Source organism: Microbacterium sp. NPDC058345 (assembly GCF_042723855.1).
Taxonomy (GTDB): Bacteria; Actinomycetota; Actinomycetes; order Actinomycetales; family Microbacteriaceae; genus Microbacterium.
Genome location: NZ_JBHXIG010000002.1, coordinates 17,953 through 44,183 on the forward strand (window position 1 = coordinate 17,953; position 26,231 = coordinate 44,183).

Below are 26,231 nucleotides of genomic sequence, written 5' to 3' on the forward strand. Positions count from 1 at the left end.
AACGGAGCACAGGTGTTCGAGTCCGTCCAGGGACTGATCGACGAGCACCGCCGGGTGCAGGAGGAGCTCTCCGACCCGGCGGTGCACGCCGATGCGGCGCGCGCGAAGCGGGTCAACCGGCGCTACGCCGAGCTGAACCGCATCGTCGCCGCACACGAGGCGTGGCTGGCAGCGGCCGAGGACCTCGAGGCCGCCCGCGAGCTCGCACGGGAGGACGAGGCGTTCGCCGCCGAGGTCCCGGCGCTCGAGGAGAACCTGCAGACCGCGCAGGAGAGGCTGCGGCGCCTGCTCATCCCGCGCGACCCGGACGACGCCCGCGACGTGATCATGGAGATCAAGGCGGGGGAGGGCGGCGCCGAGAGCGCCCTGTTCGCCGCCGACCTGCTGCGCATGTACGTGCAGTACGCGGCGTCGATGGGATGGAAGACCGAGCTCCTCGAGCGCAACGAATCGGATCTGGGCGGATACAAGGACGTCCAGGTCGCGATCAAGGGGTCGTCGACGGATCCCGCGCAGGGAGTGTGGGCGCACCTCAAGTACGAGGGCGGTGTGCACCGCGTGCAGCGCGTGCCCGCCACCGAGTCCCAGGGGCGCATCCACACATCGACCACGGGTGTGCTGGTGTTCCCCGAGGTCGACGAGCCCGACGAGATCGAGATCAGCCAGAACGACCTCAAGATCGACGTGTTCCGATCCTCGGGTCCCGGCGGCCAGTCGGTGAACACCACGGATTCCGCGGTCCGCATCACGCACCTGCCGACCGGCATCGTCGTCTCGATGCAGAACGAGAAGTCGCAGCTGCAGAACCGTGAGGCGGGCATGCGCGTGCTGCGCGCCCGCCTGCTGGCCAAGCAGCAGGAGGAGCTGGATGCGGCGGCCTCCGACGCCCGCCGCTCGCAGATCCGCGGGATGGACCGCTCCGAACGGATCCGGACCTACAACTTCCCCGAGAACCGCATCGCCGACCACCGCACCGGCTACAAGGCGTACAACCTCGACCAGGTGATGGACGGCGCGCTCGCGCCCATCGTCGAATCCTGCATCGAGGCCGACGAGGCCGAGCGGCTCGCCGCGCTGGGCGGCGACGAGCGATGACGGCGTCGAACGGCCCGGTCGTCATCCGTACGGCCACGGGCGAGGACTGGGCGCAGATCTTCCCTTTCTTCTCGGCGATCGTCGCGGACGGTGAGACGTACGCCTATCCTGACGGGCTGACCTCGGAGCAGGCGGCCGCGCTCTGGATGGAGCGCGCACCGTCGCGCACCGACGTCGCCGTGCTCGAGGGAAGGGTCGTCGGCTCCGCGAAGATGGGGCCGAACCGTCCAGGGCGCGGAGACCATGTGGGCACCGCGTCGTTCATGGTCGATCCGTCGACGCGCGGCGCAGGGGTCGGTCGCGCCCTCGCGGCGCACGTCATCGACTGGCATCGCGCCGAGGGCTTCTCGGCGATCCAGTTCAACGCGGTGGTGGAGACCAACACCGCAGCGGTGCGGCTGTGGCAGTCGTTCGGGTTCGAGATCATCGGCACCGTGCCGGCGGCGTTCCGCTCGCGCACGCACGGCCTCGTCGGCCTGCACGTGATGCACCTGCCGCTCTGAGCGGCCGACGGCTCAGATCACGTAGTCGGCTGCGGTGAGCAGCGCTCGCGAGTCGTCCGCCGACGTGCGCGGGCGGGGCCGGGCGGGGACGCCGACCAGGATGCTGTCCGCCGGGGAGTCCTTCGTGACCACGGCGTTCGCCCCGACCACCGTGCGTGCGCCGATGCGCACCGGGCCCAGGATCTTCGCACCCGAGCCGACGGACACGCCGTCCTCGAGCGTCGGGTGCCGCTTGCCGTGGTCCCGCGTGCGTCCGCCCAGCGTGACGCCGTGATACAGCATCACGTCGTCGCCCAGCTCGGCCGTCTCGCCGATCACCACGCCCATGCCGTGGTCGATGAAGAAGCGTCGCCCGATCCGCGCAGCGGGGTGGATCTCGATCCCCGTCAGCCAGCGGGTCAGCTGCGACCCCGTCCTCGCCAGCAGATACACCCTGCGTCGCCACAGCGCGTGCCAGAGCCGGTGCGCCCAGATGGCGTGCAGGCCGGGGTACAGCAGAACCACCTCGACCCCGCTGCGTGCAGCGGGATCGCGGCGGCGTGCGGCCGCGATGTCCTCGCGGATCCGAGCGATCATGCCCACGGGGTCGTCAGTCCTCGCGCAGGTCCTCGAACAGCGCGGTGGACAGATACCGCTCACCCGTGTCGGGAGCGATGACGACGATGGTCTTGCCCGCGCTCTCCGGTCGCGCCGCGACCTTCAGCGCCTGAGCGACGGCAGCCCCGCTGGAGATGCCGACCAGCAGTCCCTCCTTGGCCGCCAGGGCGCGGGCGGTCGCGAGGGACTCATCGAACTCCGCCGTGATGATCTCGTCGATCACCTCGCGATCGAGCACGTCCGGCACGAAGTTCGGTCCGATGCCCTGGATCTTGGCGGGGCCGGTGCGGCCCTCGGAGAGCAGCGGGGAGTCCTTCGGCTCGACGGCGATGACCTTGACATCGGACTTGGCCGCCTTCAGCGCCTGACCGGTGCCCGTGACCGTTCCGCCGGTGCCGACGCCCGCGATGAAGACGTCGACCGCTCCGTCGGTGTCGCGCAGGATCTCCTGCGCCGTCGTCTCCCGGTGAACGCGCGGGTTCGCGGCGTTTTCGAACTGGCGGGCCCAGACCGCACCGGGGGTGCTCTCGATGATCTCCTTGAGCACCGCGATCGCGCCGCTCATGCCCTTGGTGGGATCGCTGAGCACGAGCTCGGCGCCGAACGCCTTGAGCAGTACGCGCCGCTCCTTGGACATCGAGGCGGGCATGGTGAGGATGACCTTGTAGCCGCGCGCCGCACCGACCATCGCCAGGGCGATGCCGGTGTTGCCGCTCGTCGCCTCGACGATCGTGCCACCGGGCTTCAGCTCGCCCGACGCCTCGGCGGCGTCCACGATCGCGATGCCGATACGGTCCTTGACGCTCGACGCGGGGTTGAACGACTCGAGCTTGACCAGCACGGTCGCGTCGAGGCCCTCGGTGAGGTGGTTCAGACGCACCAGAGGGGTGTTGCCGAAGGTGGTGGTGATATCGGAGTGGATGCCGGCCACGTCGGACCCTTTCGTCAGCGGATGATCCGCTCAGCCTACTTCGCGACCCTCCGCGGCCGCCGAATGTGTCGGCGCTCGCGTAACGCATACGCTGAGGGGATGCCCGACTCGCTCCCCGCCCGCCTGCGCGCCGTCGCCCAGCAGCTCGCCGAGGCCGGAGTGCCCGACCCTCTGGTCGACGCCGAGCTGCTGATCGGCCACGTTCTGGGGTTGCGCCGGGGCGAGGTGCAGGCGGCGGTGGTGCGCGGCGACGGCATCGCCGATGCGGATGCGGCAGCGCTCGACGCTCTCGTCGCGCGCCGTGCCGCCCGTGAGCCGCTGCAGCATCTGACCGGCACGGCGGCGTTCCGTCATCTGGAGCTCGCCGTCGGCCCGGGAGTCTTCGTGCCGCGGCCGGAGACGGAGACCGTGGCGCAGTTCGCGATCGACGCTCTGCTCGGCAGCGCCGTGCCCGATCCCGTCGCCGTCGACCTCGGCACCGGCAGCGGAGCGATCGCTCTGGCCCTCGCGACCGAAGTGCCGCATGCCCGCGTCTTCGCGGTGGAACGCTCGCCCGAGGCGCACGCCTGGGCGAGTCGGAACACGGCATCCCAGCCGAACCTGACCCTGGTGCTCGGGGACCTCGCCACCGCGTTCGACGAGCTGCGCGGCACCGCCGCGGTGGTCATCTCGAATCCGCCGTATGTACCGGACGACGCTGTGCCCCGCGACCCGGAGGTGCGGCTGTTCGATCCCGCGCAGGCGCTGTACGGCGGACCCGACGGTCTCGACGTCGTGCGGGTGATCAGCGGCCGCGCCCGAGAGCTGCTGCATGCCGGCGGCACGCTCGTGCTCGAGCATGGCGAGCTGCAGGGCGCGGCGATCGGTGCGATCCTCGAGTCCGACGGGTGGCGCGGCATCGCCACGCACCAGGACCTCACCAGACGCGACCGCGCGACCACCGCATTGAGACCCTGACCGGCCGACCGGGACATCAGGGACCGCACCGTAGAATAGGCACGCCATGTCCACTGTCTTCGATTGCCGCGACGAGGCTCAGATCCTCGCCGGCATGCGCCATGCCCGTCAGGCCATCGCCCGCGGGGAGCTCGTGGTGCTGCCCACCGACACCGTGTACGGCATCGCCGCGGACGCCTTCTCTCCCGCGGCGGTGCAGCGTCTGCTCGACGCCAAGGGGCGAGGACGCGACATGCCGCCGCCCGTGCTGGTCGCCGGTCAGGACATGCTCGCCGCTCTCGTCGACTCGATCCCCGAGCCGGTGCAGCGATTGGTCGACGCCTTCTGGCCCGGCGGTCTCACGATCGTGCTGCCCGCACAGCCGTCGCTGACCTGGGACCTGGGGGAGACGAAGGGCACCGTCGCCGTGCGCATGCCGGATCGGCGCGTCGCCCTCGAGCTGATCGCCGAGACGGGGCCGCTCGCCGTCTCGAGCGCGAACCTGACCGGCTACGCCGCGGCGGTCATCGCGGCGGACGCCGAGCAGATGCTCGGCGACAGCGTCGCCGTGTATCTGGAGGAGGGGTACAGCGAGACCGGCGTGCCCTCGACCATCGTCGACGCGACCTCCCTCGTCGCCGGCGGCGACGAGACGCCGGCGGTTCGCGTTCTGCGTGAGGGCGCGGTCAGCCGCGAGCAGCTCGCGGAGGTGCTCGGAGATCTGCTCGAGCCCGCCGCGCCGTCCGACGATGCAGAGCACACCGCCGACGTCGAGCCCGCCCCGGCGGGCGGCACCACCGACGCTCGCGCGGACGGCACGGCGTGAAGCAGTACCTGTTCACGATCATCCTGACGGCGTCGATCACCTTCGCGCTGACATGGGCGGTCTGGCGGCTGAGCCTGAGGTTCAAGCTCTATCCGGGCATCCGGGAACGGGACGTGCACAAGACCCCCACCCCGCGCCTCGGCGGCGTGGCGATGTTCATCGCGATCGCCGCGGCGGTCGGCGTCTCGGCGGCGAACCCCTTCTTCGAGCGGATGTGGTCGCCTCCGCAGACCATGTGGGCCATCCTCGGCGCCGCGCTGCTGATCGCGGTGGTCGGCGTGGTCGACGACCTGTGGGACCTCGACTGGATGATCAAGCTCGCGGCGCAGTTCCTGGCGGCGGGCATCATCACCGCCGGCGGTGGACTGCAGATCCTGTCGCTTCCGGTGGGGGACGTCATCCTGGTGTCCCCGTGGGTGAGCATCTCGATCACGATGTTCGCGATCGTGGTGGTGATGAACGCCGTGAACTTCATCGACGGCCTGGACGGGCTGGTCGCCGGCGTGTGCCTCATCGCGAACGGCGTGTTCTTCGTCTACGCCTACATCATCACCAGGGATTCCGGCGCCACCAGCTACTTCAACCTCGCGACCTTCCTCGCCGCCGTGCTGATCGGCGCCTGCATGGGGTTCCTGCCCTTCAACTGGAGTCCGGCCAAGCTCTTCATGGGCGATTCCGGCGCGCTCGTGCTCGGGCTGCTCATGGCCACCTCGGCGATCGCGCTGACCACGCAGGGCGACGTCAACGCCTTCGACCCCGAGCGGTTCGGCCGCTCCCAGCTGCTCGGCGTGTTCATCCCGATCGTGCTGCCGCTCGTCATCGTCATGCTGCCGCTGCTGGACTTCGGTCTCGCCGTGTTCCGCCGCATGCGCGCGGGCAAGTCCCCGTTCGCCCCCGACCGCAAGCACCTGCACCATCGGATGCTGGATCTCGGTCACCGCGACCGCGACGCCGTCCTGGTGTTCTACTCCTGGACGGCGGTGATCTCCCTGGCGGTGCTGCTGATGTACATCGCCTCACGTCAGGGGTGGCCGGGCGGCTCCCTCGTCGGTGTCGGGTTCGGCATCCTCGGTGTGGCGGCCTGCCTGGTCGTCACCCTGCGCCCGCCCCGCCGTCCACTCGACTCTCACACCCACGAGGAGCCCCGATGAGCCCGAGTCCCGTCTCCAGCACCCCGATCCTGCGCCGCACCCTGCTGTGGTCCGCGGCCGCCGCCGTCGCGCTCGGCGTGATCGCGGGCGTGATCGGCTTCGCCGTCGCCGGCGCGAACGGCCTGTGGAGCGGTCTGCTCGGCGTGCTGCTCGCCGTGCTCTTCCTCGCGATCACGGGCGCCAGCATCCTGTTCGCCAACCGCTGGTTCGGCGACCCGCTGTACGTGCAACTGTTCTTCGCGATCGTGCTCGGCGGCTGGCTGCTCAAGCTCGGCATCTTCATCGTGGTGATGATCGTGCTCAGCGGTCAGCCCTGGATCGTGCCGATGGTCTTCTTCCTCTCGATCGTGGCCGGAGTGGCCATGTCGCTGATCGTGGATGTGATCGTGCTGGTGCGTATGCGTCTGCCGCACGTGAGCGACATCTCCCTGCCGACCGAGGTGCCCGACGATCGCGCGCCAGGGCAGTCCGCAGGCGGCCAGTGAGACGGAGTCGCACCTTCGTTCTGATAGAGTGAAGTGGTGCCGCCCGCTCGCCCGCGAGCGTATGCGCCGTGATGCACACAGACCATCGCCGTACCGGGTTCTCCCGGTGCCCCGACGCTGGAGCCCGCGCTGTTCAACCTCGCTGCGAATCTCATTCCCAAACTGGCCTCTGACGGCGAGTTCCACGGACCGTCGATGGCGGACTTCTTCCCGGAGATCCTCTTCAAGGTCTTCGGTGTCATCCCGATGCACCGCATTCACCTGATCCAGCTGCTGTCGGTCATCGCCGTCGTGCTGATCCTGTGGCTCGGGACCCGTCGCATGCGGGTCGTCCCGGGCCGTTTCCAGAGCCTGGTCGAGATGGGCGTCGGCTTCGTGCGCAACGGCATCGCGCACGACCTGCTCGGTCGCAAGGACGGCGAGCGGTTCGCGCCGCTGCTGGTCACGATCTTCTTCATGATCCTGTTCATGAACATCACGGGCATCATCCCGTTCCTGAACATGCCGGGTACCGCGATCATCGCCGTGCCGCTCACGCTCGCCGTGATCAGCTACGTCACGTTCATCTACGCGGGCATGAAGAAGAGTCCGCTCGGCTTCTGGAAGAACTCGCTGTTCCCCTCCGGCGTCCCGTGGCCGGTCTACATCATCGTCACGCCGCTCGAGTTCATCTCGACCTTCATCATCCGGCCTGTGACCCTCACCCTCCGACTGATGATGAACCTCGTCGTCGGTCACATGATCCTGGTGCTGTGCTTCTCGGCCACCGCCTTCTTCATGTTCACCGCGGGGGGCGGCTGGGCCGCCCTCGGCGTCGGCACCCTCGCCTTCGGCGGCGCGTTCACGATCTTCGAGATCCTGGTCGTGGTGCTGCAGTCCTACGTCTTCACCGTCCTCACCGCGATCTACATCCAGCTCGCGGTCGCAGAAGAGCACTGAGCGGGTCGGCTTCGGCCACCCACCCAACCGAAAGGAAAACCCCGTGGACGCAACTACGGTTCTCGCTGACATCAACGGCCACCTCGCAGCGGTCGGCTACGGCCTCGCCGCCATCGGCCCGGCCATCGGTGTGGGCATCGTCGTCGGAAAGACCATCGAGGGCGTCGCTCGTCAGCCCGAGCTGGCCGGTCGTCTTCAGGTCCTCATGTGGATCGGTATCGCCTTCACCGAGGCGCTTGCGTTCGTCGGCATCGCCGTCGGATTCATCCCCTTCCCGTAATCCGCACCGACTTCTGAAGGAGACAGGATGCTGAACGCTCTTGTCACACGCCTCGCAGCGGCGGAGGAGACTCCGAACCCGCTGATCCCGGCGTGGTACGACATCGTATGGTCGGCGCTGTGGTTCGTCATCATCCTCGTGGTGGTGTGGAAGGTCGCTCTGCCGCGTCTGACCGCGATGCTCGACGAGCGCTCCGCCGCCATCGAGGGGAACATCGCCAAGGCCGATGAGGCGCAGAAGCAGGCCGAGGCGGCGCTGGAGGAGTACACCCGACAGCTCGCCGAGGCTCGCACCGAGGCCGGCGACATCCGCGAGGCCGCCCGTGAGGACGGCAAGAAGATCGTCGCCGAAGCCAAGGAGACCGCGTCCTCCGAGGCTGCGCGCATCACCGCTGCCGCGCACACGCAGATCGAGGCCGAGCGCCAGGCGGCGTTCGTCTCGCTGCGCAGCGAGGTCGGCACGCTCGCGATCGACCTCGCCGGCGGTGTGGTCGGAGAGACTCTGGCCGACGACGCACGTGCGACGGCCGTCGTGGACCGCTTCCTCGCGGACCTCGAGGCCTCCGAGAAGGCAGCGCAGTAATGGGCAGCGCGACCACTCAGGCACTCGCGGCATCCACGGATGCGCTTGCCGCAGCGTCGGGAGTCACCCTCGACAGCGCAGCGGAGCTGTTCGCAGCCGCCCGCGCGCTGGGGGAGTCGTCCCAGCTGAGCGGCGCGCTGGCCGATCCCACGGCACCCGCCCAGGCTCGCTCGGCACTCGTCGAAGGCGTGTTCGCCGGCGCCTCGGCGCCGGTGCGCGCACTGCTGACGACCGTCGCCGGGGAGCGCTGGTCGAGCGCCGCGCAGCTCATCGACGGTATCGAAGAGCTCGCGATCCGCACGGCCGCCATCGCCTCGCCGAAGGACGACGTCGCGTCGGAGCTGTTCGGCTTCTCGCGCATCGTCGCCGCGAACCCCGAATTCGAGCTCGCCCTGGGCAGCCGGCTGGGTGACGCGGCGTCAAAGGGCGCCCTGGTCGAGAAGGTGCTCGGCTCGTCGGTGTCCGCCGCGACCGTGCTGATCGCCTCGTCGCTGGTGCGTCAGCCTCGTGAGCGTCGCGTGCGCCAGCTGCTCAGCCGCGCGATCCGCATCGTCTCCGCGCAGGCCGGCCGCACGGTGGCCACCGTGCACACGGCGGTACCGCTCGACGCGGCGCAGCAGACCCGTCTTCGCGACGCGCTCGCGCGTCGCTACGGAGGCGAGGTCTCGCTGAACCTGGTGATCGACCCCGCCGTCGTCGGAGGCCTGCGCGTGCAGATCGCCGACGACGTCATCGACGGCAGCATCTCCGCCCGACTCGCCGACCTTCGCCAGAAGCTCGCGAGCTGACAACGATTTGGCGCGGGGAACCGCGCGGACTCTCTCACATACAAAGGGAAGACAATGGCAGAACTATCGATCAGCCCCGACGTCATCCGTGACGCGCTGAAGGACTTCGCCGCCGCCTACGAGCCCACCGGGGCCGCGGCGACCGAGGTCGGCACCGTCATCGACGCCGCCGACGGCATCGCGCACGTCGAGGGACTGCCCGGTGTGATGGCGAACGAGCTCGTCACGTTCGCCGACGGCACCAAGGGCCTCGCGCTGAACCTCGACGAGCACGAGATCGGCGTGGTCGTCCTCGGCGACTTCACCGGCATCGAGGCGGGTCAGGAGGTGACCCGCACGGGCGAGGTCCTCTCGGTCCCCGTCGGTGACGGCTACCTCGGCCGCGTGGTCGACCCGCTCGGCAATCCGATCGACGGTCTCGGAGAGATCGCGAACGAGGGCTCCCGCGAGCTCGAGCTGCAGGCGCCGGGCGTCATGCAGCGCAAGTCGGTTCACGAGCCGCTGCAGACCGGTGTGAAGGCCATCGACGCGATGATCCCCGTCGGCCGTGGCCAGCGCCAGCTCATCATCGGCGATCGCCAGACCGGCAAGACCGCGCTCGCGATCGACACGATCATCAACCAGAAGGCCAACTGGGAGTCGGGCGACGTCGACAAGCAGGTGCGCTGCATCTATGTCGCGATCGGCCAGAAGGGCTCGACCATCGCTGGCGTGAAGGGCGCGCTCGAGGACGCCGGCGCGATGGAGTACACCACCATCGTCGCCGCTCCGGCATCCGACCCCGCGGGCTTCAAGTACCTCGCCCCCTACACCGGCTCGGCCATCGGCCAGCACTGGATGTACGGCGGCAAGCACGTGCTGATCATCTTCGACGACCTGTCCAAGCAGGCCGAGGCGTACCGCGCCGTGTCGCTGCTGCTGCGCCGTCCGCCGGGGCGTGAGGCCTACCCGGGTGACGTCTTCTACCTGCACTCGCGTCTGCTCGAGCGCTGCGCGAAGCTGTCCGACGAGCTGGGCGCCGGTTCGATGACGGGTCTGCCGATCATCGAGACCAAGGCGAACGACGTCTCGGCGTACATCCCGACCAACGTGATCTCGATCACCGACGGCCAGATCTTCCTGCAGTCCGACCTGTTCAACGCCAACCAGCGTCCGGCGGTCGACGTGGGTATCTCGGTGTCGCGAGTCGGCGGTGACGCACAGGTCAAGTCCATCAAGAAGGTCTCCGGAACGCTGAAGCTCGAGCTCGCGCAGTACCGCTCGCTCGAGGCGTTCGCGATGTTCGCGTCCGACCTCGACGCCGCGTCGCGTCGTCAGCTGGCACGCGGTGCGCGCCTGACCGAGCTGCTCAAGCAGCCGCAGTACTCGCCGTACCCGGTGGAGGAGCAGGTCGTCTCGATCTGGGCCGGCACCAACGGCAAGCTCGACGGCATCGAGGTCGAGGATGTGCTGCGCTTCGAGCGCGAGCTGCTCGACTACCTGCGTCGCAACACGAAGGTGCTGGACACGCTGCGTGAGACGAACGTCCTCGACGACGACACGATCGCCGAGCTCGAGAAGCAGACGGATGCGTTCGTCCTCGAGTTCCAGGGCGGCAAGGGCCACGCGATCGGCGCTCCCGGTCATGAGGAGCATGGTGCGGCCGAGGCCGAGGACGTGAACCAGGAGAAGATCGTCAAGGGCCGCCGCGGCTGAGTGCCGGGGCAGGAGAATCATGGGCGCTCAACTCAGGGTCTACAAGCAGAAGATCAGTTCTGCTCAGACGACCAAGAAGATCACGAAGGCGATGGAACTCATCGCGGCTTCGCGCATCCAGAAGGCGATGGCACGCGTCAAGGCGGCCAGCCCCTTCGCGCGAGCCGTGACGCGCGCCGTCGCCGCCGTGGCCACGCACTCCAACGTCGACCATCCGCTCACCCGCGAGCCTGAGACGATCCGCCGTTCCGCGGTCGTGATCTTCTCGTCCGACCGGGGCCTGGCCGGAGCCTTCAACTCGCAGATCCTCCGTGAGGGTCTGGAGCTCGCCGAGCTCCTGCGCGAGCAAGGCAAGGAGCCGGTGTTCTACCTGATCGGCCGCAAGGCCGTCGGGTACTTCCAGTTCCGCCGCATCGCCTCGGCGGCCGAGTGGACCGGCGACACCGACACGCCGTCGTTCCACACGGCGGAGGAGATCTCGCAGTCGCTCCTGGACGCGTTCGCACGCGGCGGGGACGACAACGGTGTGGACGAGATCCACCTCGTGTACAACCGCTTCGTCAGCATGATGACGCAGTCTCCGGAGAGCCTGCGTCTGCTGCCGCTGGAGATCACCGAGTCCGACGCCTCCGAGGCGGGCAGCCAGGTCTACCCGCTGTACGAGTTCGAGCCGGACGCCGCGACCGTGCTGGACGCGATCCTGCCGGTGTACATCCAGAGCCGGGTCTTCAACGCGCTGCTGCAGTCCTCGGCCGCCAAGCAGGCCGCGACGCAGAAGGCGATGAAGTCGGCCAGCGACAACGCCGACAAGCTCATCACCGACTACACCCGTCTGCGCAACAACGCGCGTCAGGCGGAGATCACGCAACAGATCGCCGAGATCGTCGGCGGCGCCGACGCCCTGGCGTCGAGCAAGTAAGCCTCAGGAGAGAGACGAAGATATGACCCCCACCGCCACGGCTGAGAACGCCGCGACCGCGGTCGTCGGGCGCGTCGCACGCGTCACGGGCCCGGTCGTCGACATCGAGTTCCCGCACGACTCGATCCCGGACATCTACAACGCACTCAAGACGACCATCGTGATTGGCGACGAGTCCACCGAGATCACCCTCGAGGTCGCTCAGCACCTTGGTGACGACCTGGTGCGCGCCATCTCGCTGAAGCCCACCGACGGCATGGTCCGCGGCCAGGAGGTGCGCGACACCGGCGAGGCGATCTCCGTCCCGGTCGGCGACGTCACCAAGGGCAAGGTCTTCAACGTCATCGGCGAGGTGCTGAACGCCGCGCCGGGCGAGCAGGTCGAGATCACCGAGCGCTGGCCGATCCACCGCAAGGCTCCGAACTTCGACCAGCTCGAGTCGAAGACCACCATGTTCGAGACCGGCATCAAGTCGATCGACCTGCTCACCCCGTACGTGCAGGGCGGCAAGATCGGTCTGTTCGGCGGCGCCGGCGTGGGCAAGACCGTGCTCATCCAGGAGATGATCCAGCGCGTCGCGCAGGACCACGGTGGTGTGTCGGTGTTCGCCGGTGTCGGCGAGCGCACCCGAGAGGGCAACGACCTCATCCACGAGATGGAGGAGGCGGGCGTCTTCGACAAGACCGCCCTCGTCTTCGGTCAGATGGACGAGCCGCCGGGGACGCGTCTGCGCGTCGCCCTCTCGGCGCTGACCATGGCGGAGTACTTCCGCGACGTGCAGAAGCAGGACGTGCTGCTCTTCATCGACAACATCTTCCGCTTCACGCAGGCGGGCTCCGAGGTGTCGACGCTGCTGGGCCGCATGCCCTCCGCGGTGGGCTACCAGCCGAACCTCGCCGACGAGATGGGTGTGCTCCAGGAGCGCATCACGTCGACGCGCGGTCACTCGATCACCTCGCTGCAGGCGATCTACGTGCCGGCCGATGACTACACCGACCCCGCCCCGGCGACGACGTTCGCGCACCTCGACGCGACCACCGAGCTCTCGCGTGAGATCGCCTCGAAGGGTCTGTACCCGGCGATCGACCCGCTGACCTCGACCTCGCGGATCATGGACCCCCGCTACCTGGGCGAAGACCACTACCGCGTCGCCACGACGGTCAAGCAGATCCTGCAGAAGAACAAGGAACTGCAGGAGATCATCGCGATCCTCGGTGTCGATGAGCTGTCCGAAGAGGACAAGATCATCGTGTCGCGTGCGCGCCGCATCCAGCAGTTCCTCTCGCAGAACACGTACATGGCGAAGAAATTCACCAACGTCGAGGGCTCCACCGTTCCGCTGAAGGACACCATCGAGTCGTTCGACGCGATCGCCCGCGGCGACTTCGACCACGTCGCGGAGCAGGCGTTCTTCAACGTCGGCGGCATCGGCGACGTCGAGGAGAAGTGGGCGCAGATCCAGAAGGAGAACGCCTGATCATGGCGCTGAACGTGCACCTCGTCTCCGCCGAGGCGGAGGTCTGGTCCGGCGAGGCCAGTCTCGTCGTGGCCAAGACCGTCGAGGGCGAGATCGGCATCATGGCCGGTCACGAGCCGGTGCTCGCCATCCTCGCCAAGGGTGAGGTGCGCATCACCGAGCCCGACGGCACGAAGATCATCGCCAGCGCTCAGGACGGCTTCCTGTCCATGGAGGGCGGCGACGTCACGATCGTGGCCGGCAACGCCGCGCTCATCGCCTGACACGCATCCGAGGAACGCGTCCGCTTCGGTCCCGCCGGGACCGGGCGGGCGCGTTCCCCGTTTCACGGAGAGCCATGAAGATCCTCCTTCCGCCGTCCGAGACCAAGCACCCGGGCGGCAGCGGTGCGCCGCTCGATCTCGCATCCCTCGCCCTTCCCGCCCTCACCTCGCAACGGGAGGCGGTCGTCGAAGCGCTGGTCGCTCTGGCGGCCGATCCCGTCCACTCTCAGCGGGTGCTGAAGCTCAGCGACCGACAGGCGGGCGAGATCGAGCACAACCGGATGCTGCGCACAGCGCCGACCATGCCGGCGGCGGATCGCTACACCGGCGTCCTGTTCGACGCGCTCGACGCCCCCGGGCTCGATCGTGCGGCACGCCGCTGGCTGGGGGAGCACGTGCTCATCCATTCCGCTCCGTTCGGACCGGTCGGTGCTCTGGACCGGATCCCCGCGTACCGGCTCGCTGCAGGCTCTTCTCTGCCGGGTCTCGCGCCGCTCCGCCGGCATTGGGCGGATGCGACGTCCCTGGCACTGCAGGACAGCGGGTTCCTCCTGGATCTGCGCAGCGAGGCGTACGTCGCGCTCGGTCCGGTACCCGATTCCGTCTCCTCGGCGTACGTCCGCGTCGTCACGCCGACGGGACGGGCGCTGAACCACTTCAACAAGAAGGCGAAGGGTGAGCTGGTGCGGATGCTGGCGACGACGCGTCCGCGTGTCCGCTCGCTGCCGTCACTGCTCGCGTGGTCGGACACGACGGGCGTCGCGCTCCGGTCGTCGCAGGAGCGCGGGGTTCTGGAGCTGGTCGTTCCGGCGTGACGCGCGAGCAGGACGGAGGAACAGGTCTCTGTGGTCGTTGCCGCCGGATGACGCGCTTCGCTAGTGTGGTGACGCGACGCAGTCCTGCGCTCGCCCGATAGGAGGCTCATGTACGACTATTACGACGGTGGTGCGATCGCGGTGCTGCTCGCGTTGAGCGGCTTCCTGTTCGTGCTCGGCATCGCCAGCTACGTCATCGGGTCGTTCTTCCTGATGAAGATCTTCGAGAAGGCGGGTGTGCAGGGCAAGTGGCGCGCCTGGGTGCCGGTCTACAACTTCCTCGTCCTCGCGAAACTCGGCGACGTCTCGCCCTGGGTCGTCCTCGTCGCACTGGTGATCAATGTGATCCCGGTCCTGAACTACATCGCCTGGATCGCCTGGATCGCGGTGCTCGTCATGGTCATGTGGCGGGTCGGCCTCAAGCTGCAGAAGGAGCCGGTCTGGATCCTTCTGATGCTGATTCCCGGAATCGGCTTCCTGATCTGGTCGGGCATCCTCGCGTTCGACAAGTCGCGCTGGAACGCCAACATCGCGCCCGCGCCGTGGGCGGCCAACGGGTTCTTCGCCGACCGCACCACCTGGGATGGGATTCCCGTCCAGCCGTCGCAGAACGTGGGTCCGCAGGCTCCCGGTTACGGCGCGGCTCCTCAGGGTTACGGCGCGCCGCAGGGCTACACCCCGCCGCCGCAGCCCGGCTATGCGCCGCCGCCGCAGCCCGGCTACGCTCCGCCGCAGCCGTACGGCACTCAGCCGCCCGCTCCCGGCTCGCCCCAGCCGCCGGCTCCCGACTCGCCCCAGCCGCCGGCACCGGAGTCGCCCGTGCCGCCGCAGCCCGCACCCCCCGCGGCCCCGCCTGCGCCGCCGGCCACCCCGCCCGCGCCTCCGGCCACGCCGCCGGCACCGCCGGCACCGCCGACCGATCCGAACAGGCCGCCCGCCTGATCCGAGCGAGATGAGAGGCTCCCGACACCGCGTCGGGAGCCTCTCGTCGTCTGAGGATTCGATACGGTGGAGACATGGCAACCTCCCAGCGTCGCGTCGGCGCATCCGGTCTGGTCGTATCCGCCGCAGGGCTGGGGTGCAACAACTTCGGTCGCGCGGGCACGGCGACCGAGACACTCGACGGCACACGCGAGGTGATCGACGCCGCTCTGGCGAACGGGGTGTTCTTCTTCGACACGGCGGACATCTACGGGGCCGAGGCCGGAGCGAGCGAGTCCTTGATGGGCGAGGCCCTGCAGGGGCGACGTGACCGGATCGTGCTCGCCACCAAGTTCGGTCACGAGCGGGACATGGGCTACGACTTTCCCGGAGGGCGCGGCTCCCGGCGCTATGTGCGCCTCGCCGTGGAGCAGTCGCTGCGCCGGCTGCGCACCGACTGGATCGACCTGTACCAGTTGCACCTGCCCGATCCGCAGACGCCGATCGCGGAGACCATCGACGCGCTGGATGAACTGGTCGGCGAGGGCAAGATCCGCTACTACGGTCACTCCAACTTCGACGGCTGGCAGATCGCGGAGGCGGAGTTCACCGCCCGCACCCGTTCGACGGGGCGCTTCATCTCGGCGCAGAACCACTACTCGCTGCTGGCGCGGGCATCGGAGCGCGAGGTACTGCCGGCGGCGAACCGGTACGGGCTGGGCTTCTTCCCGTACTTCCCTCTGAAGAACGGTCTGCTCACCGGCAAGTTCACCCGCGAGGGCGGTCCGGCGGGCAGCCGCATCATGGAGACCCGCCGTCACATCTGGACGGACGCGCCGTGGGACGCGCTCGAGGCGTATCAGGCGTTCTGCGCCGATCGCGGCATCACGATGCTCGAGGCCACCTTCGGCTGGCTGCTCGCGCAGCCGGGCGTGGCGAGCGTCATCGCCGGAGCGACCAGCGCCGCCCAGGTGGAGTCCAACGCGGCGGCCGCCGACGCCTGGACACCCTCACCGGACGACCTTGCCGCCATCGATCGGCTGTTCCCCCTCCCCGAAGACCCCGCGGCGCGGATGTGATGCGGGAGTCCACTACGATGAGCCGGTATCCCTCGACCTCGGTCGAAGCCCCCCACCCGACGGAGAACGCCCGTGCCTGAGACGACGACGCACACGCACAGCGTCAGCGACGATCTGCGGCTGGAATGGGCGGGGGTCACCGATCGCGGTCGCCGGCGCGACAACAACCAGGACGCTTTCCTGGCACGCTTCCCGCTGTACGTCGTGGCCGACGGCATGGGCGGCCACGCGGGGGGCGAGATCGCCAGCCAGAGCACCATCAGCCGCCTGGACGCCGTCGTCGACGCGGGAACCGTCTCGGCCGCGGAAGTCGAAGTGGCGCTGCAGCGGGCCGTGGACGACATCCATGAGCACCCCGAGACGACCGACGAGGGGACCGGGACGACACTCACCGGCGTCTTCCTCGATCGCGGTGACGACGGCTGGCGATGGGTGGCTCTGAACATCGGCGATTCCCGGGTGTACCTCAAGCGCGGCGATCAGCTCTCGCAGGTCACCACGGACCATTCGGTGGTGCAGGAGTTGATCGCGTCGGGCAAGATCAGCCCGGAGGAGGCCGACGGGCACCCGTACAGCAACGTCATCACCCGTGCGGTGGGCGCCAATGAGCTGCTTCCGCCCGACTACGTCTCGATCGACCTGCAGGATGAGGATCGGCTGGTCATCTGCTCCGACGGCCTGACGAAGGAGCTCACCGACTACGGCATCCTGCACTTCCTGCGGGAGAACCCCGACCCCGCGACCGCGGTGGACGCGATGGTCGAGGCCGCACTCGAGAACGGCGGACGGGACAACGTCACGCTCATCGTGGTCCGCGTCCTCACCGGCGGATCGTCCTCCACAGGATCCGATTCCGAGGACTGATCGGTCGGCCCTGTGGATGGGCCTGATCCGCGCGGTGTGATGCGATCGAATGGTGCGCATGGATGCCACCACGATCGTGCTTCCCGCCGCGCCGGGTGATGCCCGGCGCCCGACGCTCCCGCTGCTCGCGGCCATCGTGCCGGTCATCGCGGGCGTGGTGCTGTGGCTGATCACCGGCTCTCTGTTCGCACTGTGCTTCGCGGCGCTGGGGCCGCTGATGCTGGTCGCGTCCTTCCTGGACGGTCTGCGGATTCGGCGCCGTGAGCGGCGCTCGGGGCAGGCGGAGGCCGCGGAGGCGTGGACGCGTGCCGAAGGCGAACTCGAGCGTCTGCACGCGCAGGAGCATGACGGCGCCTGGCATTCCCACCCGGATGCCGCCGGGTGCGTGCGCGAGCCGCCGCTGCGCGGACACGTGGAGCTGGATCGCGGCACGGCGATCGTGATCGGTCGCGGAGAGCGGCCCAGTCGCGTGCGCGTGAGCGGCGCCGACGACGAGCGATCGCGCGCCTTCCGAGACAGGGCGGTGAACCTGGCGGATGCGCCGATCACCGTGGCGCTCGGCGGCGGGATCTGCATCCGGGCGGCGGAACCCGTCGCCGCCGCGGTCGCCAGGGCGCTGGTGACGCAGCTCTGCCTGCGCTTCGCCCCCGGCAGGCTGGCACTCGTCGGCGACCGCGTCGAGCGCTGGGCGCTCGGCGGTTTTCCGCACGCCCATCGCCGACGTGCCGGATTCCGCATCGCGATCGGCGAGAGCGAGGAAGCAGCGGATGCCGTCATCTGCGTTCGCGGGACGGGGGAGGAGCCCCCGGACGGGGTGACCACGGTGCTCGATCTCGTGCGCCCGGGGCGTGCGAGGGCGCGCACGCCCGACGGCGTGTGCGAGCTCTCCGTGGAGGCGCTGTCGGCGCAGCAGGCGAAGCAGATCGCGACGCAGAGCGCCGAGCGTGCGGATGCCGAGGACGTCCTGCCGGACCATGTCGCGCTCGACGATCTGCCGCGTCCCGAGCGACGCGGCCTGGCCGCGGCGCTCGGGAAGGACGGCCGCGGCCCGCTCGTGCTCGACCTCGTCGAGGACGGCCCGCACGCGATCGTGACGGGGATGACAGGGACGGGGAAGAGCGAGCTGCTGACGAGCTGGGTCGCCGGCATCGCCGCCGTGCACTCCCCGGAGGACGTCGCGTTCGTGCTGGTGGACTTCAAAGGCGGAACGGCGTTCGATCCGCTGCGGGTGCTGCCGCATGTGACCGCGGTGGTGACCGATCTCGACGCCGAGGGAGCGCGACGCGGCGTGGGGAGCCTCACCGCCGAGCTGCGCCGCCGGGAAGCCGCGCTGGCCGCGACGGGCGCCCGCGACGTGCGGGACTGTCCCGGGCTCGGACGTCTCGTGATCGTCGTCGACGAGTTCGCGGCGCTGCTGCAGGAGCATCCTGATTTGGGCGCGGTGTTCACCGATGTCGCCGCCCGCGGCCGTGCCCTGGGGATGCACCTGGTGCTGGGCACCCAGCGGGCCGGCGGTGTCATCCGGGACGCGCTGTCGGCCAACTGTCCGCTGCGGATCAGCCTGCGGGTCGCCGATGCCTCCGACAGCCGCCTGGTGATCGGCTCGGACGCCGCGGCCGATCTGCCGGGAGGGTCGGACTCGAGAGGATTGGCCTTCGTCCGGCGCGCACGAGACGCCGAGGCTCACCTGGTGCGCATCGCACTGACGCCTGCTCCGATGCTGAACTCCGTGGCGCACGCCTGGGCGGGCGCGGCGATCCCGGACAATCCCTGGCTCCCGCCGCTGTCCTCACATCTGCCGCTGCCGCTCGCGGCGACGACCGGCCCGCTGGATGACCGGCCGACGGATGCGAGGTCTGCGGCTCCGGCCGTGCTGCTCGGCAGGGCCGACGAGCCCGAGCGTCAGCGGCAGCCCTGGGTCGAGCTGGCCCCCGGAAGCGGCCTCGCCGTCGTCGGCGGGCCGAGCGCGGGCAAGAGCACCGTGATCGCACTGGTGGCGGAGCAGCTGCCGGATGCCGTCATCGTGCCGGCCGATCTCGAGACCGCCTGGGATGCGGTGGCCGAACTCTCCGCCGGCCGGCATGGCACAGTGCTCTGCGACGACCTCGATCTGCTCGCCGGACAGTTCCCGCCCGAGTACGCCCAGCTCTTCCTGCATCGCTGGGAGAGCATCGTCCGGTCGCCGGCCGGAGCCGTGCTGACGCTGTCGCGTGTGACCGGTCCGATCGCCCGGCTGGTCGATGCCCTGCCGCACCGAGCGCTGCTGCGGTTGAGCAGCAAGGTGGAGCACATCGCGGCAGGCGGCGACGCCGACGTCTTCTCTCGCCAGCGGCCGCCAGGACGCGCCTGGATGGATGGTCGCGAAGTGCAGCTGTGCGTGCCGGGACGGGACCCGCGGTGGCTGCAGACGGATGCTCCGCAGCCCGAGCCATGGGCGCCGCGCCGTCGCCTCGCCGGCGTGGTCACGCCCTCGGTGGCGGCCACGCGCGCCCTCCTGGCGGAACGGCATCCCGCGTATGACGTAATGGATGCCGCCTCGGCCGTCACGGCTGCGCACCCGGCGGACGGAGGGCGCATCATCGTGGCGGATCCGGAGGAGTGGCGCGCGCAGTGGGCGCTGCTGCAGGGCGTGCGCACGGCAGGGGAGCTGCTCGTCGCCGCGGAGTGCGCCCCTGAACTGCGTCAGCTGGCCGGCGTTCGCGATCTTCCGCCGTACGCGCATCCGCATGCCGGCCGCGCGTGGGTGACCGAGCAGGGACGGCCGCCTCGACGAGTGACGCTGAGATGAAGCCGGCGTGCGGGTGGACCGCGGTGGTCCGGCCGGTTCAGAGGCCGGCGCCGGGACGGATGGCGCCGACCGGCTGCCCGCCGCCGAGCACGTCGAGCGCGAGCGCCTCGGCGAGAGCATCCGCGTCGGCGGCGGATATCGCCCCCGCGCGGGCGAGCAGTGTCGCCGCGACGATGGTCGCGGCGCGCCCTGAGCCGTCGAGCATCTTCAGCGCGACCGTGGTGCCATCCGGCGCCACCATCACCATCACACCCTCGGCGCCGCCCTTCGCGAAGACGCCGAGCGTCTCGATCGCCACGGTGTCCGGCTCGCCGGGGCCGGCGATCGTCCAGGGATTCTCCCGCACCGCTCGCACCAGGGTGCCCGCCACCCGATGCAGCGCGAAGGGGGAGCGTTCGGATGCCGCGCCGATGCGATGCACACCGCGCGCCAGTCCGGTCAGCGTGATGGCGTGCACGGGGGCGCCGCAGCCGTCGACGGCGGTGTGCGCGATCTTCTCCCCGGTGAGACGCTCCACGACCTCGCGGATGTGCAGCTGCAGGGGATGGTCCTGTCGCAGGTAGCCGTCGGTCGGCCAGCCGGTCGCGACGCATGCGCGCAGCATCAGCGCGTGCTTGCCCGAGCAGTTCATGCGGATGCGCGATTCCCCGGCGTGGTCCGCGATCATCTCACTGCGGGTGCGGGCATGCGACGGCCACGCCGGCGGGCAGGCGAGCGAGTCCTCCGTCAGTCCGCCGGCGGCGAGCATCTCGCGCACCACCTCGACGTGCCGGTCGGTACCGGAATGGCTGGCGGTGCCCAGGGCGAGCTGCTCACCCTCGAGGGCCGCGCCCGCGGTGACACACGCGACGGCCTGCAGCGGCTTCAGGCTCGAACGGGGCAGGATCAGGGCATCCGGATTCCCGTGTCCGGCGACGACATCGCCGTCCGGTGACAGCACGACCGCCGAGCCGGCGTGACGCGACTCGACGAAGCCGCTCCGCTCCACGATCGCGAGTTCGACAGCATCCGCAACTTTGAACGTCTCCAGCACCACTCCAGCTTATGGGCCGGGTCGGCGGTGCGTGGCAGACTGACGGAATGGCTCGGAATCCGCTCGGGGAACACCACTATTCGCTCACCGCGACCTGGACGGGGAACCGGGGCACCGGCACCAGCGGCTATCGCGACTACGCGCGGGACGTCACCGTCAGCATCGAGGGCAAGCCCGACCTGCTCGCCTCCGCGGACCGGCCGTTCCGCGGAGATGCGACGCGCTGGAACCCCGAGGACATGCTGCTCGCCGCCCTCGCCGAATGCCACCTGCTGTCCTATCTGCACGCGTGCGTGACAGCCGGGGTGCAGGTCACCTCCTACCGCGACGAGGCCACCGGCGTCATGTGCGAAGACGGCAGGGGTGGTGGCGCCTTCGCCGAGGTGACGCTGCGGCCGCACGTGACGGTCGCGGATGCGTCGATGATCCAGGCGGCCGAGAGGGCCCACACGCAGGCCAACGAATGGTGCTTCATCGCCAACTCGGTGAACTTCCCGGTGCGGCACGAGGCGACGGTCACCGCACCCTGAGAAGAGGCGATCAGCGCCGCTCGTGCGGAAGCGCCTGCTTGATCTTCTCGATGGTGCCCTGTGCGGGCGGCTCGTTGTACACGCCCGCCAGCTCCTGCTCGGACAGCGCGTGGATCGCCGCCATGATCTCGTCGGTGGCCAGCCGACGGGCCCGGCCGCTGTTCGCCGGGCCGTGCCTGGACACGTCGATCGGTTCGCCGAAGCGCACCGTCACGCGTTCGCGGAGGGAGGGCATCGTCGCCCCCACGGGCATCACGCGGTCGGTGCCGATGAGTCCCACGGGCACGACCGGGGCGCCGGTCTGCAGCGCGAGGAACGCCACACCCGTGCGCCCCTTGTACAGTCGGCCGTCCGTCGACCGGGTGCCCTCGGGATAGAGCGCCACCGCCAGCCCCTCTTCGAGCAGCTGGCGCTGCTGGTCGAGCGCGTCGAGCGCGGCCTGACCCGCCCCGCGGCGCACCGGAATGGCTCCGACCGAGGTGAAGAACGCGCGCGACACGGCGCCCGCGAACCCCGTGCCCTCGAAGTAGCTCGACTTCGCCAGGAAATGCACGGGCCGGGGCGCGGCGACCGGGATGGCCATCGAGTCGATGAAGGACAGATGGTTGCTGGCGAGGATCACCGCACCGGTGCGGGGAACGTTCTCGCGGCCCTCGATGCGCGGCCGGTAGACGGCGCGGGCGAGCGGGGCGGCGATCATGCGGCCGACGGCGTAGCGGAAGCCTGCTCTGCGCGGTGCGCCGGCCCCGGGTGACGCGATGTCGGACGGAGCCTGCTGCTCAGAGGTCATCAGAGAAGCTTAAGGGGGACCGCATTCCGCGAACGGAATGACCGGCGGCGACGCGTCTGGCGTGTCGGCGGCCGACGTTCAGCACGGGCAAAGCCGGATGCGCGAAGATGGGATCCTCCCGTTCTCGAACAGAGGTCTCACTGTGCGCCTGCGTCCCCTCGCTCTCCTGTCCACCGTCGCCGTCTCGGCCGTCGTGCTCGCCGGCTGCGCGGGCAGCCCGGAAGGAGCCGAGACACCTTCGCCGACGTCGTCGGCCGCGGCGGAGTGCCTGGTCGACGCGAAGCCGGGTGCCGGTTCCGACGCGATCACCGTGACCGGTGAGGGGCTCGATGCGAAGATCGAGGTTCCCGAGGGGACCGAGTTCGACGGCGTGCAGCGCACGATCCTCAAGAAGGGCGACGGCGACGAGGTGCACGCCGGCGATTTCATCTCGATCCGCTACCAGGTGGTGGAGGCCGACACCAACACCGTGGTCGAGACCTCCGAGCGCGGTGCCGACGGGGTGCTGCCCATGCTGCTCGACCCGGCGAACGCCCAGCGCCAGATCGTCGACTCGACGCAGTCGCCGGTCTTCATCGCGGCCGCCGAGTGCGCGCCGCTCGGATCGGAGATGGTGCTGGCGCTGCCCGGCCAGGAGGGACAGGGCGCCATCGTCGTCTACATGCAGACCCTCGAGGAGCTGCCGACCACCGCCTCCGGCGACGACGTCGACGCTCCCGCCGACATGGCGACCGTGAAGCTCGCGAAGGACGGCGCCCCTGAGGTGTCGATCCCCGGTGACGACGCTCCCGCGGAGACCGTCATCGGCGTGCTGAAGCAGGGCGACGGCCCGAAGGTGGGGGAAGGCGACCTCGTGACGGTGCAGTACCTCGGCGTGAAGTGGAGTGACGGCACCGAGTTCGACTCGTCGTGGAGTCGTGAGGCCGTTCCCAGCCAGTTCCAGACCACCGGTGTCGTCACCGGCTTCCGCAAGGCACTCGAGGGCCAGCAGGTCGGGTCGCAGGTGCTTGTGGAGATCCCGCCGGCCGAAGGGTACGGCGCCAGCGAGGGTCACGAGCTCGAGAAGGAGACGCTCGTGTTCGTCGTCGACATCCTGGGCACCACGCCGCTGCTGACCGCCCCCGCGGAGTGAACCGCGACGACCGGTCGCGCCGCATAGGCTGACAGCATGCGTCGCGTCATCGTCCTCGGCTCCACCGGCTCCATCGGCACCCAGGCGCTGGATGTGATCCGCGCCCATCCGCGCCGGTTCGAGCTCGTCGGCATCGCCGCCGGCACGAGTGCCGAGCAGATGGCCGCGCAGGCGGCCGACTTCCACGTCGAGCACACCGCGCTCGGCGCGGCGGAGGCCGAGCAGCTGGTGCGCGACGTCGAGGCCGACGTGGTGCTCAACGCGATCACCGGGTCGATCGGGCTCGGCTGCACCCTCGCCACCCTCAAGGCGGGGCGCACACTCGCCCTCGCCAACAAGGAGTCCCTCATCGTCGGCGGTGCGCTCGTGCAGGCCGCAGCCGCACACGATCAGATCGTGCCGGTCGACTCCGAGCACTCGGCGCTCGCGCAGGCGCTGCGCTCCGGCGCGCACGAGGAGGTGCGACGGCTGGTCGTGACCGCGTCCGGCGGGCCGTTCCGGGGTCGCAGCCGCGAGGAACTCACCGACGTCACGCCCGCTCAGGCGCTCGCGCATCCGACCTGGGACATGGGGCGGGTCGTGACGACGAACTCCGCCACCCTGGTCAACAAGGGGCTCGAGGTGATCGAAGCGCATCTGCTCTTCGACGTGCCCTACGACGACATCGACGTGATCGTGCATCCGCAGTCCGTCGTGCACTCGATGGTCGAGTTCGTCGACGGCTCCACCATCGCGCAGGCCTCCCCGCCCGACATGCGGTTGCCGATCTCGCTCGGCCTGGACTGGCCGCACCGCGTCGGCGGGGTGGGAAGGCCGCTGGACTGGCGTCAGGCGACCAGCTGGACCTTCGAGCCGCTCGATGACGCCGCCTTCCCGGCGGTCGCGCTGGCCAAGTCCGTCGGCCGTGCGGGAGGCACGTTCCCCGCGGTGTACAACGCGGCCAATGAGCAGGCGGTGGAGGCCTTCCACGAGGGGCGACTGCCGTTTCTGGGCATCGTCGCCACCATCGAGCGGGTGATCGACGCGCATGACGCGCCGGAAGAGCTCACGCTCGACACGCTCGCCGAAACCGAGCGCTGGGCGCGCGAGAAGGCCGATGCGCTGATCGCCGCGTCCGCGTAGCCACGCCGGCGGACGCGCCGGGGTCAGTCCTCGCTCGGGTACGGCACCGGCCAGTGCGGATCGGGGACCGGCCAGCCGGCCGCCTTCAGCGCCCGACGGGCGAGTTCCCGTGCCGAGTAAGGGGTGCGCACCCCCCGGATGTCTCGATAGTCCTGATGACCGGGACCCGCCCAGAGGATGGCATCGCCGTCGCCGACCATGCCCACGGCGGCGACGATCGCCTTCTCCGGCGGCGAGTACTCGTGGATCTCCGCATCCGGTCGGGCCCGGCGGGCGCCTTCGATGAGCGTCGCGCGGATGGATGCGGGATCCTCGAAACGCGGATGGTGGTCGGTGACCACCAGGATGTCGCTGCCCTCGACGGCCGTCCGCGCCATGTCGTCGCGCTTCGTCGCGTCGCGGTCGCCGTCGGCGCCGAACAGCATGAGCACCGTGCCGGGCGTGACCCGGCGCACGGCCGCGAGAGTCTTCTCGAAGGCGTCGGGCGAGTGGCCGAAGTCCACGTACACCGCGGGCCCCGTCTCACCCGAGATGAACTGGGTGCGTCCCGGCAGGTACGCGAGGATCTGCCCGTCCCGCTGGAACGCTCCGACGATGCGGTCCCAGGCGTACCCGCCCTCGAGCAGCATCACGATCGCGAGTCCCGCATTCGCCGCCATGTGCTGGCCGATCACCGGGACCAACGTCGTCAGACGGCGGCCGCCGGGCCCGGTGAGCGTGAAAACCGTGCCGCTCTGACGCTCGTCGTCGATCGTGACGACCCAGTCGGCGGTTGCGGCGGCATCCGGATCGGCGGCGATCGACGGCGTCCCGACGGTGACGACGGGGATGCCGGAGCGCTCGACGACGCGGGCACCGGAGGGAGAATCGAGGCTGACCACACCGCGACGCGCGCGTTCCGGGGTGAACAGGGGCAGCTTCGCCTCGAAGTACTCCTCCATGTCGGCGTAGTCGTCGAGGTGGTCATGGGAGAGGTTCGTGAACCCGGCGACATCGAAGACGATGCCGTCCACCCGGTGACGGGACAGTGCCTGGGCGCTGACCTCGACGGCGACCGCCTCGACCTCACGCTCGCGCATCAACGCGAGCAGGGCGTGCATCTCGGACGCCTCCGGGGTGGTGAGCCGCGACACGATGACCTGCCCGGCGATGTGCCGCTCCGCGGTCGACGACAGACCCGACACGACGCCCAGCTGGTCGAGGATGCCCTGCAGCAGGTGCGAGACGCTGGTCTTGCCGTTCGTCCCCGTGGTCCCGAACAGCAGCGGCAGGGGATCGTCCGCGCCGGTGCCGTACACCCAGGCGCTCAGCTCGCCGAGGATCGCGCGCGGATCGTCGACGATGACGATGGGAAGACCGGCGGATGCGGCGAGGCCCGCCCCGGCCTCGTCGGTGATGACCGCGACCGCCCCCTGATCGGCGGCGGTCTGCGCGAGTTCCGCACCGTGTCGATTGACGCCGCGGATCGCGACGAACGCCTCGCCCGCACGCAGATCGGCGGTCGCGAGGGTGATCCCGCTCAGCTCGACGTCCGCGAGGTCGCCGCGGGTCTCTCGTGCGAAGCGGTCGGCGAGCTCGGCCAGGGCGCGACGGGGTGGGTCGGCGGGGCGGAGCACGGGGGGAAGGCTTGGCTGATCAGTCATAGCTGATCAATGATCTCACGCGGCGCCGTGCACCCTGCTCCGCGCCG

The 26,231-nt window shown here is 69.8% G+C and carries 27 protein-coding genes; 22 read left to right on the forward strand and 5 right to left on the reverse strand.

The window, feature by feature from the left end:
• The first annotated feature begins 12 nt into the window (after nucleotides 1-12).
• Nucleotides 13-1,095: a peptide chain release factor 1 gene (prfA, locus tag ACFWH5_RS07620; RefSeq protein ID WP_378833617.1), complete on the forward strand. Its 1,083-nt coding sequence runs from the start codon at nucleotides 13-15 to the stop codon at nucleotides 1,093-1,095.
• A complete protein-coding gene (locus ACFWH5_RS07625; protein ID WP_378833619.1) occupies nucleotides 1,092-1,598 on the forward strand; it encodes a GNAT family N-acetyltransferase in 507 nt (168 codons plus the stop codon). Before prfA ends, ACFWH5_RS07625 begins: the two co-directional genes overlap by 4 nt.
• Nucleotides 1,599-1,610: 12 nt before the next feature.
• Here ACFWH5_RS07625 and epsC read toward each other — a convergent pair whose 3' ends face one another.
• Together epsC and cysK are read right to left on the reverse strand one after the other, a co-directional pair.
• The gene (gene epsC, locus ACFWH5_RS07630; protein ID WP_378833622.1) at nucleotides 1,611-2,174 is read right to left on the reverse strand and encodes a serine O-acetyltransferase EpsC; all 564 of its coding nucleotides are present in this window, start codon (nucleotides 2,172-2,174) and stop codon (nucleotides 1,611-1,613) included.
• 13 nt (nucleotides 2,175-2,187) lie between these two features.
• A complete protein-coding gene (gene cysK / locus ACFWH5_RS07635) occupies nucleotides 2,188-3,126 on the reverse strand; it encodes a cysteine synthase A (protein WP_378833624.1) in 939 nt (312 codons plus the stop codon).
• A 99-nt stretch (nucleotides 3,127-3,225) separates the two neighbouring features.
• Between cysK and prmC the strand changes: the two genes are divergently transcribed.
• From prmC to ACFWH5_RS07720, 17 genes are all read left to right on the forward strand, one after another.
• Nucleotides 3,226-4,083 carry a peptide chain release factor N(5)-glutamine methyltransferase gene (prmC, locus tag ACFWH5_RS07640; protein ID WP_378833626.1) on the forward strand — a complete coding sequence of 286 codons (858 nt, stop codon included), beginning with the start codon at nucleotides 3,226-3,228 and terminating at the stop codon, nucleotides 4,081-4,083.
• A 46-nt stretch (nucleotides 4,084-4,129) separates the two neighbouring features.
• Nucleotides 4,130-4,888, forward strand: coding sequence for an L-threonylcarbamoyladenylate synthase (locus tag ACFWH5_RS07645; protein ID WP_378833629.1), 759 nt, complete (start codon nucleotides 4,130-4,132; stop codon nucleotides 4,886-4,888).
• On the forward strand, nucleotides 4,885-6,039 hold the full coding sequence (locus tag ACFWH5_RS07650) for an undecaprenyl/decaprenyl-phosphate alpha-N-acetylglucosaminyl 1-phosphate transferase (protein WP_378833631.1): 1,155 nt from the start codon (nucleotides 4,885-4,887) through the stop codon (nucleotides 6,037-6,039). Before ACFWH5_RS07645 ends, ACFWH5_RS07650 begins: the two co-directional genes overlap by 4 nt.
• Complete coding sequence (locus tag ACFWH5_RS07655; RefSeq protein ID WP_378833634.1) at nucleotides 6,036-6,524, forward strand: hypothetical protein; 489 nt, start codon at nucleotides 6,036-6,038, stop codon at nucleotides 6,522-6,524. Before ACFWH5_RS07650 ends, ACFWH5_RS07655 begins: the two co-directional genes overlap by 4 nt.
• Nucleotides 6,525-6,719: 195 nt before the next feature.
• Nucleotides 6,720-7,463 (forward strand): F0F1 ATP synthase subunit A, encoded by a 744-nt coding sequence (gene atpB, locus ACFWH5_RS07660; protein WP_378833637.1) that lies wholly within the window; start codon nucleotides 6,720-6,722, stop codon nucleotides 7,461-7,463.
• A gap of 43 nt (nucleotides 7,464-7,506) precedes the next feature.
• On the forward strand, nucleotides 7,507-7,743 hold the full coding sequence (gene atpE / locus ACFWH5_RS07665) for an ATP synthase F0 subunit C (RefSeq protein ID WP_067198640.1): 237 nt from the start codon (nucleotides 7,507-7,509) through the stop codon (nucleotides 7,741-7,743).
• Nucleotides 7,744-7,770: 27 nt separating this feature from the next.
• Nucleotides 7,771-8,325, forward strand: a complete 555-nt coding sequence (locus ACFWH5_RS07670) for a F0F1 ATP synthase subunit B (protein WP_378833639.1) — start codon at nucleotides 7,771-7,773, stop codon at nucleotides 8,323-8,325.
• The gene (locus ACFWH5_RS07675) at nucleotides 8,325-9,113 is read left to right on the forward strand and encodes a F0F1 ATP synthase subunit delta (protein ID WP_378833641.1); all 789 of its coding nucleotides are present in this window, start codon (nucleotides 8,325-8,327) and stop codon (nucleotides 9,111-9,113) included. The genes ACFWH5_RS07670 and ACFWH5_RS07675 overlap by 1 nt, the downstream gene beginning before the upstream one ends.
• Before the next feature lie 54 nt (nucleotides 9,114-9,167).
• On the forward strand, nucleotides 9,168-10,808 hold the full coding sequence (gene atpA / locus ACFWH5_RS07680) for a F0F1 ATP synthase subunit alpha (protein WP_378833643.1): 1,641 nt from the start codon (nucleotides 9,168-9,170) through the stop codon (nucleotides 10,806-10,808).
• 19 nt (nucleotides 10,809-10,827) lie between these two features.
• On the forward strand, nucleotides 10,828-11,727 hold the full coding sequence (locus ACFWH5_RS07685; RefSeq protein WP_378833645.1) for a F0F1 ATP synthase subunit gamma: 900 nt from the start codon (nucleotides 10,828-10,830) through the stop codon (nucleotides 11,725-11,727).
• 22 nt (nucleotides 11,728-11,749) lie between these two features.
• Nucleotides 11,750-13,204, forward strand: coding sequence for a F0F1 ATP synthase subunit beta (atpD, locus tag ACFWH5_RS07690; protein WP_378833647.1), 1,455 nt, complete (start codon nucleotides 11,750-11,752; stop codon nucleotides 13,202-13,204).
• Between the two features lie 2 nt (nucleotides 13,205-13,206).
• Entirely contained in the window at nucleotides 13,207-13,467 is a 261-nt protein-coding gene (locus tag ACFWH5_RS07695; protein ID WP_309129614.1) for a F0F1 ATP synthase subunit epsilon, read from the forward strand.
• Nucleotides 13,468-13,541: 74 nt separating this feature from the next.
• On the forward strand, nucleotides 13,542-14,282 hold the full coding sequence (locus tag ACFWH5_RS07700; protein ID WP_378833650.1) for a YaaA family protein: 741 nt from the start codon (nucleotides 13,542-13,544) through the stop codon (nucleotides 14,280-14,282).
• A 108-nt stretch (nucleotides 14,283-14,390) separates the two neighbouring features.
• Nucleotides 14,391-15,224: a large exoprotein gene (locus tag ACFWH5_RS07705; RefSeq protein WP_378833653.1), complete on the forward strand. Its 834-nt coding sequence runs from the start codon at nucleotides 14,391-14,393 to the stop codon at nucleotides 15,222-15,224.
• Between the two features lie 74 nt (nucleotides 15,225-15,298).
• On the forward strand, nucleotides 15,299-16,282 hold the full coding sequence (locus ACFWH5_RS07710; protein ID WP_378833654.1) for an aldo/keto reductase: 984 nt from the start codon (nucleotides 15,299-15,301) through the stop codon (nucleotides 16,280-16,282).
• A gap of 72 nt (nucleotides 16,283-16,354) precedes the next feature.
• Nucleotides 16,355-17,146 carry a PP2C family protein-serine/threonine phosphatase gene (locus ACFWH5_RS07715; RefSeq protein ID WP_378833656.1) on the forward strand — a complete coding sequence of 264 codons (792 nt, stop codon included), beginning with the start codon at nucleotides 16,355-16,357 and terminating at the stop codon, nucleotides 17,144-17,146.
• A 58-nt stretch (nucleotides 17,147-17,204) separates the two neighbouring features.
• Nucleotides 17,205-19,934 (forward strand): FtsK/SpoIIIE domain-containing protein, encoded by a 2,730-nt coding sequence (locus tag ACFWH5_RS07720; RefSeq protein ID WP_378833659.1) that lies wholly within the window; start codon nucleotides 17,205-17,207, stop codon nucleotides 19,932-19,934.
• A gap of 37 nt (nucleotides 19,935-19,971) precedes the next feature.
• Here the strand turns inward: ACFWH5_RS07720 and ACFWH5_RS07725 are convergent, their stop codons facing one another.
• Nucleotides 19,972-20,967, reverse strand: a complete 996-nt coding sequence (locus tag ACFWH5_RS07725) for an asparaginase (RefSeq protein ID WP_378833661.1) — start codon at nucleotides 20,965-20,967, stop codon at nucleotides 19,972-19,974.
• A 47-nt stretch (nucleotides 20,968-21,014) separates the two neighbouring features.
• Here ACFWH5_RS07725 and ACFWH5_RS07730 point away from each other — a divergent pair, with 47 nt between their 5' ends.
• Nucleotides 21,015-21,497, forward strand: a complete 483-nt coding sequence (locus ACFWH5_RS07730; protein WP_378833663.1) for an OsmC family protein — start codon at nucleotides 21,015-21,017, stop codon at nucleotides 21,495-21,497.
• 10 nt (nucleotides 21,498-21,507) lie between these two features.
• On the opposite strand, the gene ACFWH5_RS07735 is transcribed toward ACFWH5_RS07730, so the two are convergent.
• Nucleotides 21,508-22,287, reverse strand: a complete 780-nt coding sequence (locus ACFWH5_RS07735; protein ID WP_378833666.1) for a lysophospholipid acyltransferase family protein — start codon at nucleotides 22,285-22,287, stop codon at nucleotides 21,508-21,510.
• A gap of 142 nt (nucleotides 22,288-22,429) precedes the next feature.
• On the opposite strand from ACFWH5_RS07735, the gene ACFWH5_RS07740 reads away from it, so the two are divergent.
• Together ACFWH5_RS07740 and dxr are read left to right on the forward strand one after the other, a co-directional pair.
• Nucleotides 22,430-23,419, forward strand: coding sequence for an FKBP-type peptidyl-prolyl cis-trans isomerase (locus tag ACFWH5_RS07740; protein WP_378833668.1), 990 nt, complete (start codon nucleotides 22,430-22,432; stop codon nucleotides 23,417-23,419).
• A 36-nt stretch (nucleotides 23,420-23,455) separates the two neighbouring features.
• Entirely contained in the window at nucleotides 23,456-24,541 is a 1,086-nt protein-coding gene (dxr, locus tag ACFWH5_RS07745) for a 1-deoxy-D-xylulose-5-phosphate reductoisomerase (protein ID WP_378833670.1), read from the forward strand.
• A 23-nt stretch (nucleotides 24,542-24,564) separates the two neighbouring features.
• Here dxr and ACFWH5_RS07750 read toward each other — a convergent pair whose 3' ends face one another.
• Nucleotides 24,565-26,184 carry a Mur ligase family protein gene (locus tag ACFWH5_RS07750; RefSeq protein WP_378833672.1) on the reverse strand — a complete coding sequence of 540 codons (1,620 nt, stop codon included), beginning with the start codon at nucleotides 26,182-26,184 and terminating at the stop codon, nucleotides 24,565-24,567.
• Nucleotides 26,185-26,231: the final 47 nt, after the last annotated feature.